12 protein-coding genes are annotated in these 15,657 nt (G+C 38.3%); 3 read left to right on the top strand and 9 right to left on the bottom strand.

The window, feature by feature from the left end; all coding sequences use genetic code 11:
- Position 1: 1 nt before the first annotated feature.
- Genes mutL through H4J75_RS04840 form a run of 4 tightly spaced genes read right to left on the bottom strand, consistent with a single transcriptional unit; the run spans position 2 to position 5,399 of the window.
- The gene (gene mutL, locus H4J75_RS04855; RefSeq protein ID WP_182221526.1) at positions 2 to 1,909 is read right to left on the bottom strand and encodes a DNA mismatch repair endonuclease MutL; all 1,908 of its coding nucleotides are present in this window, start codon (positions 1,907 to 1,909) and stop codon (positions 2 to 4) included.
- 31 nt (positions 1,910 to 1,940) lie between these two features.
- Positions 1,941 to 3,245, bottom strand: coding sequence for an N-acetylmuramoyl-L-alanine amidase (locus H4J75_RS04850; protein WP_182221525.1), 1,305 nt, complete (start codon positions 3,243 to 3,245; stop codon positions 1,941 to 1,943).
- A gap of 38 nt (positions 3,246 to 3,283) precedes the next feature.
- On the bottom strand, positions 3,284 to 3,757 hold the full coding sequence (gene tsaE / locus H4J75_RS04845) for a tRNA (adenosine(37)-N6)-threonylcarbamoyltransferase complex ATPase subunit type 1 TsaE (RefSeq protein WP_404842705.1): 474 nt from the start codon (positions 3,755 to 3,757) through the stop codon (positions 3,284 to 3,286).
- Positions 3,758 to 3,776: 19 nt separating this feature from the next.
- Entirely contained in the window at positions 3,777 to 5,399 is a 1,623-nt protein-coding gene (locus tag H4J75_RS04840; protein WP_182221523.1) for an NAD(P)H-hydrate dehydratase, read from the bottom strand.
- A gap of 44 nt (positions 5,400 to 5,443) precedes the next feature.
- On the opposite strand from H4J75_RS04840, the gene queG reads away from it, so the two are divergent.
- Positions 5,444 to 6,604 (top strand): tRNA epoxyqueuosine(34) reductase QueG, encoded by a 1,161-nt coding sequence (queG, locus tag H4J75_RS04835; protein ID WP_182221522.1) that lies wholly within the window; start codon positions 5,444 to 5,446, stop codon positions 6,602 to 6,604.
- Here queG and H4J75_RS04830 read toward each other — a convergent pair.
- From H4J75_RS04830 to orn, 5 genes are all read right to left on the bottom strand, one after another.
- On the bottom strand, positions 6,591 to 8,255 hold the full coding sequence (locus H4J75_RS04830; RefSeq protein WP_182221521.1) for a response regulator: 1,665 nt from the start codon (positions 8,253 to 8,255) through the stop codon (positions 6,591 to 6,593). The genes queG and H4J75_RS04830 overlap by 14 nt on opposite strands.
- Before the next feature lie 12 nt (positions 8,256 to 8,267).
- On the bottom strand, positions 8,268 to 8,471 hold the full coding sequence (locus H4J75_RS04825) for a DUF1289 domain-containing protein (RefSeq protein WP_182221520.1): 204 nt from the start codon (positions 8,469 to 8,471) through the stop codon (positions 8,268 to 8,270).
- Between the two features lie 24 nt (positions 8,472 to 8,495).
- A complete protein-coding gene (locus tag H4J75_RS04820) occupies positions 8,496 to 11,849 on the bottom strand; it encodes a hypothetical protein (protein WP_182221519.1) in 3,354 nt (1,117 codons plus the stop codon).
- Positions 11,850 to 12,025: 176 nt separating this feature from the next.
- Positions 12,026 to 12,511 carry a DUF4442 domain-containing protein gene (locus H4J75_RS04815; RefSeq protein WP_070375103.1) on the bottom strand — a complete coding sequence of 162 codons (486 nt, stop codon included), beginning with the start codon at positions 12,509 to 12,511 and terminating at the stop codon, positions 12,026 to 12,028.
- Positions 12,512 to 12,761: 250 nt separating this feature from the next.
- Complete coding sequence (gene orn, locus H4J75_RS04810) at positions 12,762 to 13,307, bottom strand: oligoribonuclease (protein ID WP_182221518.1); 546 nt, start codon at positions 13,305 to 13,307, stop codon at positions 12,762 to 12,764.
- A gap of 325 nt (positions 13,308 to 13,632) precedes the next feature.
- On the opposite strand from orn, the gene rsgA reads away from it, so the two are divergent.
- On the top strand, positions 13,633 to 14,670 hold the full coding sequence (rsgA, locus tag H4J75_RS04805) for a small ribosomal subunit biogenesis GTPase RsgA (RefSeq protein ID WP_182221517.1): 1,038 nt from the start codon (positions 13,633 to 13,635) through the stop codon (positions 14,668 to 14,670).
- A 29-nt stretch (positions 14,671 to 14,699) separates the two neighbouring features.
- Positions 14,700 to 15,572 carry an archaetidylserine decarboxylase gene (asd, locus tag H4J75_RS04800; RefSeq protein WP_310733761.1) on the top strand — a complete coding sequence of 291 codons (873 nt, stop codon included), beginning with the start codon at positions 14,700 to 14,702 and terminating at the stop codon, positions 15,570 to 15,572.
- Positions 15,573 to 15,657 lie beyond the last annotated feature (85 nt).

The following is a 15,657-nucleotide window of genomic DNA, read 5'->3' as shown; positions in this document are numbered from 1 at the left end:
TTTAAGTAGCATTCGTTAACATTCTTATTGATGATGTGAGGTCTATCAATACCGAATTCAAGCGTAGCTGCTGCTCAAAGGTAGGATTTAATTGTTGCTGACTCAAACGGAGTAGGCTTTTAGCTTGTTGGTTATCGTAAGAATCAGCGGATAATAAACTTGCAAAGGCTTGTTGCCAATCACTATTTGTTAATTCTTGTCCATCTTCTAAACACAAAAGAGTTAAGAGCTTATTAACACTTAAATTTACATCTTTATTTCTTAACAAGGCCGGAAACTCTCGTACTTGTATGCTGCTCTTAGATAAAACACTCGCGATAATACCTATTTTTTTCAGTGCATCAGTCTGTGCTTCAACAAAAGTGACTTGTGCTTGCGTTAACGATATCTTAATTGGCAATAGTAACGGCTGGCTAACAAAATTATGCTGCCATCTGTTTTTTACTTCGAAGAATTTAACCGCTTGCTCTATTTTGTGTAATGCCAATAAACGTAGTTCATTGTCTAACGTTATCACCGCATATTTTTCATCAATAATCTTGGTTAACACTAAGTGCTCATTTTCATTCACCTCGTGTATTGGCAGAGCGGTACTGTCTTCATCTGACTTTCCATTAGACAAAGGCGTCATCAATGTTTGATAAGCTTGCGCAGCATTTCTGCTCACTTGGTTATTACTGTGCGTATAAGATGAATAATTCTTTTGACTACCTGGATTGCTACCTTGATAGGGTTCGCTTTGAACATCGGTAACTTTCGTCAATGGCTTAATATAATCACGCGTTAATTGCTGCCCGGTTTCATCTGACTCAAGCTGATTGTCTTGTCTATAATTTACCGCATGGCTTTCAGGCTGAAGTGGTAAAGTAGCCGAGGGTTGATCCTCTGATCCAGGCAATAAGCCAACATTAGCATTTTCGCTTAACGCGTTATGACAAACCGAATAAATAAAATCATGAATATAACGCCCTTGATGAAACCGTACTTCATGTTTTGCTGGGTGAACATTTACATCAACTTCTCGGACATCAAGCACCAGAAACAGCACAAAAGCTGGGTAAGTATCCGCAGGTAACAGATGACTATAAGCTTGACGAATGGCGTGATTAATTAACTTGTCTCGCATCATACGGCCATTCACGTAACTAAAGCATAAATCATTTTGGTTACGGGCAAAGCTTGGTAGCCCTACCCAACCTGATAATTGTAAATCGCCATGCTGGCAGTCTATTTCCAGTGAATGCTCAATAAACTTCTGACCACAAATTTGTGCTACCCGTTTTGCGTATAAGCTTTTATTATTGACTGATTTAAAATGCTTAATCACTTTCTGATTATGTGACAAAATAAAACTAACATCAAAGCGCGCCAAAGCGATACGCTTAATAACCTCTTCAATATGAGTGAACTCTGTTTTTTCAGTACGAAGGAATTTTCGTCTCGCGGGGGTATTAAAAAACAAGTCGACAACATCAATGGTCGTGCCATTAGGATGTGCAGCGGGTTGTAACGCTACTGCCATATCTCGCCCTTCGGCAATGGCTTGCCAAGCTGATTCTTGCTCAGCAGGTTTTGACGTCAACGTTAAACGAGAGACTGAGCTAATACTTGCCAGTGCTTCACCACGAAACCCTAAACTACAAATACCTTCTAAATCATTTAAATCTTTAATCTTACTGGTCGCATGACGACTTAGCGCTAACGTTAGTTCATCTTTAACAATACCCGAGCCATTATCACTAATACGAATACGTTTAGCGCCACCTTTTTCAATGTCTATTTTAATGGTCGTTGCGCCAGCATCTAAGCTGTTTTCAACTAACTCTTTCACCACTGATGAAGGACGTTCTACGACTTCACCGGCAGCAATTTGGTTAGCTAGGCGTGCTGGAAGGATTTCTATGGTCATAAATTTTGATCTGTTAACTATTTATAATAAATTAATCGGCGCGAGGTATGGTTAAGGTTTGACCTATGCGAACGGTATTCGAGGTTAAACTATTTGCCATTTTTAATTCTCGTACTGAAACACTATAGCGTTGTGCAACCACAGATAAAGATTCACCGCGAGTAATTTTATGTTGTCGTGTTTCAATAGAGGCATAATAACTGCCCATCGGCGGTTGAATCATAAAATGGTCTTTAATACCTTTAAAAATACCTTTAGCGAGCTTGCGCTGATGAGCACTAGAGTTTAAATTTTGCTCTTCTCTATGGTTAGAAATAAAACCTGTTTCAACTAAAATCGAAGGAATATCTGAAGATTTTAACACACCAAAATTACCATGTTGGGGAACTTTCTTGTGCATTTTAGTAATTTTTTTCAGTTGTTTTAGTACGCTATTCGCCATGCTAATACTGACACCCTGCGAATGCTCTTTATTCATATCTGCTAAGGTTTTTGCCAAGTTATCATCGCGGGTATTTTTAATAACACCACCGCCACCACCTAAAAGCTCGGAGTTGTTCGAGCGGTTACGCAGCCATTTGGCCATTTCTGACTCAACCCGTTTGTGCGATACAATCCAGACTGAGGCTCCGTTAGGTTGAGGTGTTCTAAAGGCATCGGCATGGATTGACACTAAAAAATCCACTTGGTTTTTTCTGGCTATTTCACTACGTCGACCGACCGAAACATAATAGTCTCCATCGCGCACCATTACCGCTTTCATGCCTTTTTCATTATTAATATAGGTAGCAAGTTTTTTAGCAATCGCTAACGTAACACGTTTTTCATAGCTGCCTTTACCGCCTATAGAACCAGGATCCTCACCACCGTGGCCAGCATCAATGGCAATAAGAATATCTCGATGATCATTTTTGGGGGTATGGTCGCCTTGGCTAATTTTCTCTTCATCGAATAAATCAATCACTAAACGGTTACCGTATTGTCCAGCTGGTGCAAGCGGAAAAACAGCCAAAGAGTAATTATCCGCTAATTCTAATACTAAACGTGTTGTGCCTTTAATACGCGATTTACTGGTGCGGATCAGTTTTATGCGTTTATCCTTTTTAAGGATATTCTTAAACGAAACATGATTCTTACTGTTGTTAAAATCTATGACTAAACGCTGAGGATTCTGTAAACTGAAATACTTATAATCAGGCTGTTCACTGAGATCAAAAACAATACGGGTATTTTCCGGGGCTGGCCAGACACGAACGCCATCGATGCTATTACCCTGCGCTTCAAAGAAAACACTAACGGTTAATAACATAGCTAATAATAACGATCGAATATTCATTTACTGCTGCCCTTTCCTTTTGCGTCTATTAGCGCACATTAACTAAGCGCATTTACTACGAGCTCACCCAAAGAGGTCTTTGCTTGTATGTTGATGGTTCTTTGCTCTTCACTATACGCTAAGTCGATACGCAAATCAGGTGCCTTGATCATACCTAGCCCCTTTTCTGGCCACTCAATAAAGCAACAGCAGTTATCTGCAAAATAATCTCGAATGCCCATATATTCTAGTTCTTCAGGATCTGACAAGCGATATAAATCAAAATGATAAACTAACCAGTCATGTAATTCATAAGGTTCAACGAGAGTATAGGTTGGGCTTTTTACGTGGCCAATATGCCCCATACCTTGCACAAAACCTCGAGTTAAGGTGGTTTTTCCCGCACCTAAGTCACCATAAAGATATACTACAATACCTTGTTTTAGTTCTTTTTTTACAATATCAGCTAATTTATTACCCATAGCTATAGTTGCTGATTCATCAGCTAAAAAGTAGTTTTTGTTTGTAAGCATTTCTTTCATCAATTATTTTCTAAAATTTATTATTTATAAGCTGCCGTATAACTGGCAATAGGTCACTTGCTAGCATACCAATTTTTCCATGCTTTTGCGCAATAATGTCAGCAGCCTTACCATGAATATAAACGGCCAAGGCTGTAAGCTTTGCAAAATCAGTTCGCTCTTGCAGTCCCTCCCCTTTTTCTGACGAGCTTTTTTGCATTAGCAATGCCGCAATAATACCTGATAACACATCGCCCATGCCTCCGCTTGCCATGCCTGAATTACCCGTTGTGTTCACCCAAACCTGTTGACCATCACTTATCAAACTCCCTGCTCCTTTCAATACGCTCACGCATTGATATTGTTGGGCTATTTTTTTTACGGCGCTAAAACGATCTCGCTCTATTTCTGTCACAGTGCAATTTAATAGCGTTGCAGCCTCACCGGGATGCGGCGTTAAAACCCAAGGGTTACTTTTAATTTTATCCGTTAATAAATTTTGTTGGTAAGCTTGCACCAACAAACTCAAACCATCGGCGTCAATCACACATAATTTTTTTTGAGCCAGTACTAAATCAAATAATGCCTGACTCCACTCATTTTGACCCAAACCAGGGCCAAGCACATAAGCCTTAGCTTTACTTAATGTCATTGATCCCACAAGTTGTTCTGCGCAACTAGGCGCTAACATTAATTCTGGGCGGCCATTAAAGACTAATGCTCGATTATTTTTATGACAACAAACACTCACTAATGCAGCACCACTGCGCAATGACGCCTCTGCCGACAAACGTATCGCACCAGCAAAACCTTCTCCGCCCCCAACAGCCAGTAATAATCCAATATTTCCTTTGTGACTGCTTGCTTTGCGTTTAGGTAAAGCAGCAAAAAAGTCGTTGCCAAAAACCGTGATATTGGTCTTCACTTGATCTGTAAATGCTTGACCTAATGCTAAATCAGCAAAATAGATTTCCCCAACATGGTTAATGGCTTGTCCCGTCACTAAACCGCACTTTAGAGCAATAAAAGTGACAGTACTGTTAGCAATGACTGCCGTATTTTCAACAACACCTGTAGTTGCACATAAACCTGAAGGCACATCAACACTAATCACTTTTGCCAAATGCTGGTTAATAGAAGTAACTAATGTCACTAGAGTTTCTGGTAGGCGTCCTTTAAAACCAATACCAAATAGTGCATCAATAATTAACTTCCCTTGAAAATTCGCTACCATTTCAACATTAGCCGTTTTTTGATCAAATATAATCAAGCCATTTTCAACTTTATTAACATTGATGTAAGCTTGGTAAGCGCGTAAAGCATCGCCGGATAATTCTTCTGGTTTTGTCGTTAGTAGCACAGAAACCTGAAAACCAGCTTGCACAGCTAAACGTGCAATCACAAACCCATCACCACCGTTATTACCTTTTCCACAAATAACTAACAGCTTTTGGCTAGCTATTTTTTGACCTATATCATTTTCATTTTGAAGATATTTTTGCTTGATATGCTGAAAAACAGCCTGACCTGCATTTTTCATCAATGAATACATTTCAATATTTTCTATAGCAGCAACTTTTGCTTCATTAGCTAACACTTGCTTCGCGGAAAAAGCAGCTTGTGGTAAGCTTGCACTCAACAGTTTTATTTCCATTTCTATCTCCCTTTACCAAATTGTACTGCGATGACATGTTAACTATGACAACACCTAATATTAACTATCAAGAATTAGCTGAAAAAATCAAGCTTTGGGGTCAAGAATTAGGCTTTTCGCAAATAGGTTTCAGTGATATTGACTTATCAAGTCATGAACAAGCCTTAACAACGTGGCTAGAAAATAATTATCACGGTGAAATGGATTACATGCAAAAGCATGGTTTAATGCGAGCACGCGCCCAAGAGCTTGTTGAAGGAACAACGCGGGTGATCAGTGTTCGCATGGATTATTTACCCCCCGAAGCAAAATTTGCCCGTACGCTCAAAAAGAAAGACCATGCTTATATCAGCCGCTATGCCTTGGGGCGAGACTATCATAAATTAATGCGCAAACGCCTCAAACAACTCGGTGATAAAATTAGTGAGTACTGTGAAACCTTCAACTTTCGCCCATTTGTTGACTCAGCACCTATCTTAGAGCGACCTTTAGCAGAAAAAGCAGGGTTAGGCTGGGTCGGTAAACATTCGTTATTAATTAACAAAAGTGCCGGCTCATGGTTTTTCTTGGGTGAACTCTTAGTTGATATCCCGTTACCGACTAATGAAAAAACAGCCAATGAATGCGGTAGTTGTGTTTCTTGTATTAAAATTTGCCCAACCCAAGCGATAGTGGCTCCTTATGTCGTAGACGCTCGCCGTTGTATATCCTATTTAACCATCGAATTACGTGACGCAATTCCAGAAGAGTTTAGGCCGTTAATTGGCAATAGAATTTATGGCTGTGATGATTGCCAACTCATTTGCCCATGGAACAAATTTGCTAACATCAGTCACGAAGGCGACTTTTCCCCTCGCCAAAATCTTGATGATGTTGAATTATTAACCGTATTTAGCTGGGATGAAGCGACCTTTCTCAATAAAACAGAGGGGTCTCCCATTCGCCGTATTGGTTTTAATAGCTGGCAACGAAATATTTCCGTTGCCATCGGTAATGCGCCATATAGTGCAGAAAATGTTAAGGCGTTAAATAATAAGTTAGCAACCGCAGAGCCTATGGTTGCTGAACATATTAATTGGGCATTGCATCAACAAGACAATAAGCGAATCGCTGCAGAACAGCAAAGTGACTTTCCAATAAAAAATCAACGATTAACCGAGCGCTTGATCCGCAGTGTTGAAAAAGGTTTACCTAGAGATGCTTAGCAGGCTCAGCTGATTCAGCTTGCTGCCACTTTATTTTTAACTGCTCTATAGACTCAACACCGCTGCCTTTAATGTTCGCAGACAAGAGTAAAGCAAACGCATCATCGCCCAGTTTTTGATGACTTTCATCAAATTCATTACTTTGTTTAATCACCACCAATATTTTTAACATACGCATCGTTAATTTAATATTATGAGGTGTTAATCTTAGAGCTTGCTGAATAGCCTTAAGCGCGGGCTGTAAACGATTTTTTTCGAAATGTTCAATCGCCATATCGTTCAGTTGTTTGGGTGAAAAATTAATTTCAGCACGCTCAAGACTTTCTTGCTCAATATATTTATTGATCACTTGGCTCGTTAATGAATCACCTGAGACTTGTTTACCGATAATCTCTAACATTTTCAGCGCTTCTTCGCGCATACCCAATTCGTGAAAGACTTTCACTTTATCTAGGTTGTCTTCAATTTGCGGTGACGCAATAAAATTAACATGGTTTTCAACAAGTTTAGTGGCCTTCTCTTTTTGTTCACGAACAATATATAACCGTGCTTGGATCACTAATAACTGCTGTTTAAACTCATTTGCGTCGCTATAATCATTTTGAAGTTGTTTAATATGCTTGTCTGTTTGCTGCAAAACTTTAAAGGATCGTTCGTCAGTAATAGCCGCCGCTAAATCAATGCCTGAACGAATAACATTTAAGAGTAATTCGGGTGAATCATGAATAGAATTTTTCGCTTGCTGGGCGATATTTCGTGTCGCTATATATTGTCCTTCATGGTCATGATTGAGTCGTGCTAAATCCCATGATTTTTTATTACGTTCAATATTTCGTGGCGACAACGCAGTTGCTTTTTTTATCTCATCGTAGGCTCTTTCATATTGCTCATGCTCAATATAATATTGCGCCAGCATATCATGAGCCCCAAATCGAGTAGCGGGCTTATTAATTAACTTTTCAATCAGTTCATTAATTTCGTTTATACGCCCTTGCTTTAACAAAGACTTTACATAGCCTAAATAAACCCAAGCGTAGGTATAGGTTTTCAATAGGCTTTTAAAAAAAGATTCTGCCGTTTCAAATTCTAAAAGACTTAAGTAAGCCTCACCTTTCATCCGCAATATATTGGGGTGATATTGGTGTAAACTTTGATTAACAAGATGGCGGTCAGCAAAATATATAACTTTCGAAAAACTCTTAGTATCAGTCGCTCGATACATATTGAATAATTGCTTTTTAGTTTGCAAGGTATGGATTAAACGTTGTTGCACTGTTTTAGGGGCGAGTGGTTTTACCCAAAAGTCATCGGGCTGTAATTCGACAATTGAATTAACAAGAGACTCATTCGTTTCAGTACTGAGAAAAATAAGAACTGTGGTTTTGTTAACATGACCTCTGAATTTTAATTCTTCGAGTAAATGAAAACCGTCTTTATCACTATTTACATTGAATGAGCAAATAACAATATGAAAACGTGTTGTTTCACATAACCTTATACCGTAATAAGCACTTTCTGCACATTTTACGTGATTAATACCGATATCATACAATCCTCTTTTTAAGGTGTCATGAACTAATCGGTTATCGTCTATTATCAGCACGGTAAGTTGTGAAAAATCGTCTAATTCACTTTGTTCAGTAATTTCCATTTAACTTTTACCTTAATCGTGCTTCTTTTGAATCACTATTCGTCTTTGTTGACAGTTGTTAATTACCGTTATTTTTTCTTTACTTTTATAGCTTGTCCACGCCAAAATCTCATCAATATGGCGGAAACAACCAAGGCAGACATCATCGGCATTTAAACAGCAATTTCTTACACAAGGACTAGCAACATCCATTTCTTTTTCAGTTTTGAAACTCATTTAACTAATATCCCAGTAGTCATATTATATTGCCTCAGCAAACTCATTTAACAGGCGTTGCTGTTTGCTTAATTGACTAAATAACGACATAACTTGTTGATGTTCTATGACCGTATTTGACGTAAGACTAAATAATAGCTGTTGGCTAATATCAATAAAGTCGTTAGCGGTTAATATTTTACTGGTTGTAAACATGCTACTCGTTAGACTCATCGCTAATGGGTAATTATGTACCGCTAGTGCCGTTGATAATTTTTTCATCGCGTCATCAATATCAGCAAGGTAGTCATCTAGCATCAACATTGCCAATTCTGCAGAGCCCTGATTTTTTGCATAGTGTTCAAGGTTAAAAGGTTCAGGTTGATTTGTTTTCGCAGCGGGTGTTAAATCTAAGTTTGATAATACGCTATCAAGCTTTTCAGTTGTTTTTAACAGTTCAGCGTCAATATTATTATGCTCTTTAGTCTTATTACTTTGTGCTTTTACTGTATTAATAGCAACCACTTTAGTTGGCTTTGCTTTCAACCAAGGCTGTAAAAGTAGCACCAAAGCATCGACATCATGCAAAGCAGGTAAAATAGAAACAGCCCACTTATCTGCCAATTTTGGTGAGTCTTCAACGGAGAAATTACTTTGATTAAAAGTAAAAATGTCACGGCGTACACTTTTTCCAGCAGACATTTTAATAAAAGGTGATTGTTCAAATTCGGTAAATAACAATAAGTATCTTCCAGAGCTCCACAATTGAGTCATTGTTTTAGGCTGACAGACAATTTTTACCTGTAGTCCTAACCATTGTAAAATACGCAGCAAAGTTAACTGTTTACTTGGATTTTCCACCGCAAAGAGCACTTCAACTTGGGTCGATAAATACTGATGTTTATTAAACACACTGGCAGAAAGTTGATGGTTAGTCGTTTTTTCTGTCGTTAAAAAATCAGCTAAGCTTTGCTGAAGTGTGAGTATTTGCAATGGCGTTTCTGTCTGTTCAAACAAGCCATATCGCTCTAAAGGCGCATTAAGATAGGGTTGCATAACAAAAAGCTTTGGCCGAATATCTATCGATAAACTTGATATCTGTTGCTGTATTTTTTCAACTGATTTTACATAAAGGTCACTGGCCAACATAACGACATCAATGCTTTTATCAATTAACTGCGCGGTACTCAGTTGTTCAATAACTTGTTCAGGATCGGCTAAGGTAGTTATTATGCCATTAGCTGAAGTGATCGCTTTTTCTGTAATACTGCAAATGTCGGCATCACTTGATAACAACAAAATATTGGCTTGCTTTAAATTAATACGCTCTACCGATATCTCTTGTGCTACATCAGCAAAACCTATCGGCAGAGTAAAGCAGAACTGGTAACCCTTTTCTTGTAACTGCACATTTTTATCTGTGACGTTAAGTGAATCAAACAGTAAGCATATGTAATCAAGGGTATCGTTTGTATTGGTTTTTGCTGACTCAAGGCGCTCGTCTAATAATAAGCACTCGAGGGCCTCAGGTAGCTTTGCGATTGTTTTTTTGCTGGTCACAGAAAAATCAAAACGAACAATTTGCTGGCCTTCATTTTTATCGATAACAAGGGTACTAATATGTAAATTAGCTTTAAATAAATCAGCAAGCAGTAATCGGCATAGGCCACTTAACAGCCGGTGAAATAAGCGTACGTCAACTTTCGCAGCAGTTAACAATTGTGGATCTTGTTGGTAATAAATTTTATTACGCTGTAAATGGGCATCGGCAATAATATTAAGTAATGCCGCGTCAATTTCGCTGTGTAAAGCAACATCGCTTAGCGTCATAGGTTTGACCGCAGATAAAAATTCACTACGAATTTTATGTTGTTGACAGCAATCAAAAATACGCGCGAGTTGTCGATAAACTTGTACCGAAGTTACACCAGCACCAATAGAAACACTTTGGCTTTGCAACATACTACGCACCACCATATTGGTTAACTTTGCGGTGTTTTCATTGTCTTGTGATTGTCGCTCTAAAATTTGCGTGTTATGGGTTAATGCGAGTTGCTGTAGGGACGCTTTTAATTTTTTAATCTCTTCATTTTGTTGATTTATATTGTCATTAGCGGCTTGCTGCTCACTAAGCTGTTGCTGATACTCTTGCTCACTGTGCTCAGGGTTAATCATTGTTTCGAGCGCGGTTTCAAGCTGTTCAGCAATTTCTTTATTTTCCATTGAATTAAAACAGTCGGGGGTCAGTTTTTCATCACTATCCTTTGTTCTTTTTTCAATGAACTGCCTAAATAATTGCACACTCTCTTGGCCATATTTTTTTATTTTGCTTTTACTTTTAAATAACATCGACAATAACAGCACAAATAGTAGTGCGATCAAACTAAGCACAGTCACTTGTAAATCTTGATTGTTAACATTGAGGTTTTGCTTTTCTAAAAAATCATTTATCTCAGTAGGCAGCCAATCGATTAATCGTAATTTTTTATCTGCAGATAAAGACCCTGGTGATATAGATTCAAGCACTAACAGCTGTAATTTTTGTTGTTGTTGCTCAATAAATTCGACATATAAACGAGATAACCGTAAATGACTGCGCCACTTGGCTACCGAATTCTGTTGTGAAAATAATAATTGCTCTAAAGTATTAAGTTGTAGCGTTAATAACTCACCCTGTTGGCTAACCGTGCTTTCTTCTGGGAGAAAGGTTGTTAATACTTGCTTTAGCTCGGTACTAACATCATCAAAATCTAAAATAGAAGACTGTAAATTCAATTGTTGAAAGGCTAATAGTGCACGGATAATGGTTTGTTGTAATTGTTGCAAGTCACTCAATTCTGTAATTTGCTTTACATAGGCCTTAGCGCGGGTTGCGGTGACTTTATCTGTGTATTTATCTGAATTGAGTTGCTGTAACAGCAGATTTTTTTGTCGCTGTTTTTCCTTAATCTCAACCGTTAATTGATCATTAATTAACTGCAGTTGAATAATGGTATTTTGCTTAAGTTGAGTGTTTCTCTGATGATTTTCACTAAGTTTATCAATAACACCTGAAAATTCTTTATGGCCAACATACATCAAATCAAGCTGAGCTTTATTATTTTTTACCAGTAAAGATATTTTATTAATTTGCTGTTGGGCGACCTCATAGTCAGCAGATAAATTTTTGGCATCAATACGTTTAGCTAAATTTTCTAATGCTAGATAAGTGATTAAAATTTGTTGTTGTTGTTTATGCTTATTCGCTAACGATGGCAGCTCGTTCTCTACTAACGAGGTCACTTGATTATCACGAAGAACTAACAGAGCAGTTAAGGCGCTAAAGAGAATAAATGAAAGAAAAGCAATCCGAAAGAATCGTCCTGATAATTGCTGAAAAAAGTAACGAGTAGCGTCCATATTGATCAATACCTTCAACGGTAAATTTAGTTAAAAATACAGTGTAAGGAATTGTCACTAAGAATCAACGGTTTTTAATAACGATATGAGTAAGCTGTTTTAAAAATAACGCGCCTCATAGCCGACTAAGGTTAAATCAATCAGCGCGTTTGCAGGCTCTTTTTATCTTCTCAAATTTAACGTCTTTTGGTTACCCAAGCCCACTCCATTTCACAAACAATAGGCTGTTGATCAGATTCATCGGTAATCTCGACACTAACCATCAAACTGCCTTTATCCGCATTTTCTATTTGTTCTATGTCAGCGAGGCTTAATACAGCTACCGCAGACAAATTTCCCTGCATTCGTCTTTGAAAATGAAATGTCATACTTTTCAATAGCGGTACACAAGTGTCGGGAACATTCATCCCAAAAACGATACCCGTCGCCGACTCTGCCAACAGTGCCGCAGCAATGGCATGAACACCACCAATATGGTTTTGTACTTTCTTTTTGTTTTCTAACGATAATACCGCTTTGGTATGAGAAACAGAAATCAACTTTATTGATGAAGTACCAGCATACTTTACTGTCGAACAGAAGATTTTAGTCAGTAAAAAAGAGCGCATAAAGCGCGGCATTCTATTAACTTTACTGATTATTTTTCCAAATTTGTTCGCCATAATTTATTTGCCTGCTGTTAATTTTAATTAAGTGTCGCGCAAACTGGTCTGACCTTCAAGTTTTTTTACCCCGTGGCAAACTTATAGTGAGTGTCCAGTTAAAAACGCCCGTGACAAACTTATAGTGAGTGTCCAGTTAAAAGCGAGTGTCCAGATAAAAGCGCGTGACAAAATTATAGTGAGTGTCCAGTTAAAAACGTGCATAAAAAAAGCGCCCTAAGCGCTTTGATTTATACATTATTGCTGAGCGTTATAGTTTAAAGAAGTGTTCTTGATAAACTTTCATTTCAGCAATTGACTCTAAAATATCATCAAGCGCTAAATGAGCGCCCGTTTTTACCACTTTATCTAACACTTCAGGTTTCCAGCGACGCGCTAATTCTTTAACGGTGCTAACGTCTATATTCCGGTAATGAAAGTAATCTTCAAAATCAGGCATATATTTATTAATAAAGCGTCTGTCCTGTCCAATGCTATTACCACACATCGGTGACTTACCTTTTGGCACATATTGTTCAACAAACTTAATCGTCGCCTCGGTAGCATCGGCTAGCGTACTAACACTTTCACGACAACGTGTAGTTAAGCCTGATTGACCATGGTGTTCGATACACCACTGACTCATATTGTCTAACACCTCGTCACTTTGGTGAATAGCAAAAACAGGTCCTTGAGCTAAAATATTTAACTGACTGTCAGTCACTATGCTGGCAATCTCTAAAATCACATCTGTATTGGGTTCTAGGCCTGTCATTTCTAAATCTAACCAAATTAAATTTGTCTCGTTACCTGTCATGCCGCTTCCTTAAAAATGCCAACTGTTTTACTGATACCAATATCATTAAATTATCACCCACTTGTGCCCCCTAAAGTACGCCAAGGCTAAGTTGCTCTTTATCGTAATAGCTCACGATTATTCAATCAAGCGCCTTATCTTCATTTGTTTTCTTCGCCACAGCAAGGTAACAAACTAAGTGAGACTGATATTACTATTACAAGTATATTAGATGAATGGTGATTTAGTCAGTATAATACGTGACAATGAACTGTGATTAAAACTTTTTGTCGCATTACCCTTTTAAAAGACGAGTGAAACTCCATAATTATCATGATAAAACTCCATGTCTAAGCTAAAAAAACTGACTAAAGGTCAGACAAGGCGCATTAAAGATAATCAAGCTAAAAAACTGCGTAATAAACCAGAGCAAGTGCAATGGCAAGATACTGAGTTGGGAGAGCCTGAAAACGGCACTATTCTCAGTCGCTTTGGCCAACATGCCGATGTAGAAGCAGAAAATGGTGAATGCATACGTTGTAATATACGCCGCGGCGTTAAATCTTTGGTCTGTGGTGATAAAGTTTTATGGCGCAGAGGTAAAGAAACACAACACAGTATTTCAGGAGTCATTGAAGCGGTTCATGAGCGAACGTCGGTATTAAGTCGTCCAGATGTTTATGACGGTGTAAAGCCCATAGCGGCAAATATCACACAAATATTAATTGTCTCTTCGGTGTTACCTGCCTTTAACCCTGATATTATCGACCGGTATTTAGTGGCTGCAGAGCAAACAGGTATCACACCGGTTATCTTACTCAATAAAACTGATTTACTTGATAAAGCCAGTAAAGCCGAAATTGAGCAACATCTCGATATTTATCGTGAGATTGGTTATCAGGTGATTTATGTCAGTAATGAATCTCAACACGGTATAGAAGAGCTTAAGAAACAACTTAGCGAACATACCAGTATCTTTGTAGGCCAATCTGGTGTGGGTAAGTCAACACTTACAAACACCTTAATGCCTGAACTGGGTTTAATGACAAAAATAGTCTCTGAAAACTCTGGTTTAGGTCAACACACGACAACGGTTGCTCGCTTATACCATTTTAAACAAGGTGGTGATTTAATTGATTCACCCGGTATTCGAGAGTTTGGCTTGTGGCATTTAACGCCAGCAGAAGTTTATGGTGGCTTTATTGAATTTGAAGATTACTTGGGTGGTTGCCGATTTAGAGATTGTAAACACCAAAATGATCCTGGTTGTGCATTGATAGCAGCAGGTGAAGAAATGAAAATACATCCAAAACGTTTAGCGAGCTTTCAACGCATTTTAGCCAGCCTAGGCGATAATAAATTAACCTCTCGTTTTAACGACTAAATTAATATTAATAATATAAAGGAAATTCAGTGCTTTTAAATAAATTAAAAATCACACTTCAATACCTCATGCCTAAACATTTAATTTCGCGTTTAGCTGGAAAATTTGCCGCTGCGGAATGTGGCCGAGTAACCACAAAAGCCATTGAGGCATTTATCAAGCATTACGGCATTAATATGTCAGAAGCAAAGCTTAAAAATGCTGAAGACTTTACCACCTTCAACGATTTTTTTACCCGCGAACTTGAAGATGGCGCGCGCCCTATTGATAACAATGAAACAACACTCTGCTATCCCGTTGACGGTGCTATTAGTCAGCAAGGCGATATTGAAGACGGACGTTTAATACAAGCAAAAGGTTTCGATTATTCATTGGAAACCTTGCTGGGTGGTTCATATAACACGGCAAAGCCTTTTCAAGGCGGAAAGTTTTCTTGTATTTATTTAGCACCAAAAGATTATCATCGTATTCATATGCCGATGGCAGCAACATTACGCGAAATGATCTTTGTACCCGGTGATTTATTTTCTGTTAACCCATTAACCGCTAATAACGTGCCTAACTTATTTTCTCGTAACGAACGTGTTGTCGCTATCTTTGATACAAATTCAGGACCTTTAGCTATGGTACTTGTTGGCGCAACCATAGTTGCTAGTATAGAGACGACTTGGGCAGGTACGGTTACTTCACCTAGAGCCAAAGGAATTTTCAGAGAAAGTTACCCTGCTGACGGCGCTGATGCGATCACTTTTGAAAAAGGTGATGAAATGGGACGTTTTAAACTTGGCTCTACGGTAGTATCAACGTTTGGTCCTGGCATGATCGAGTTTGATGTTGATGCTTATCCAGGCACAGTTACCCGCTTAGGTGAACTCTACGCCAATGTTGTTAACGCTGATTAACCATAAAGTCATTGCTCATTAAAGAGTCAGTAGTGTATTTCCTGAATATGCTATTGGCTTTTCGTTAGATTTTGGTAAGGGTTAT

It is taken from the genome of Colwellia sp. BRX10-1 (genome assembly GCF_014077545.1).
GTDB lineage: Bacteria > Pseudomonadota > Gammaproteobacteria > Enterobacterales > Alteromonadaceae > Colwellia_A.
This window is presented reverse-complemented; position numbering and strand designations above follow the sequence as displayed.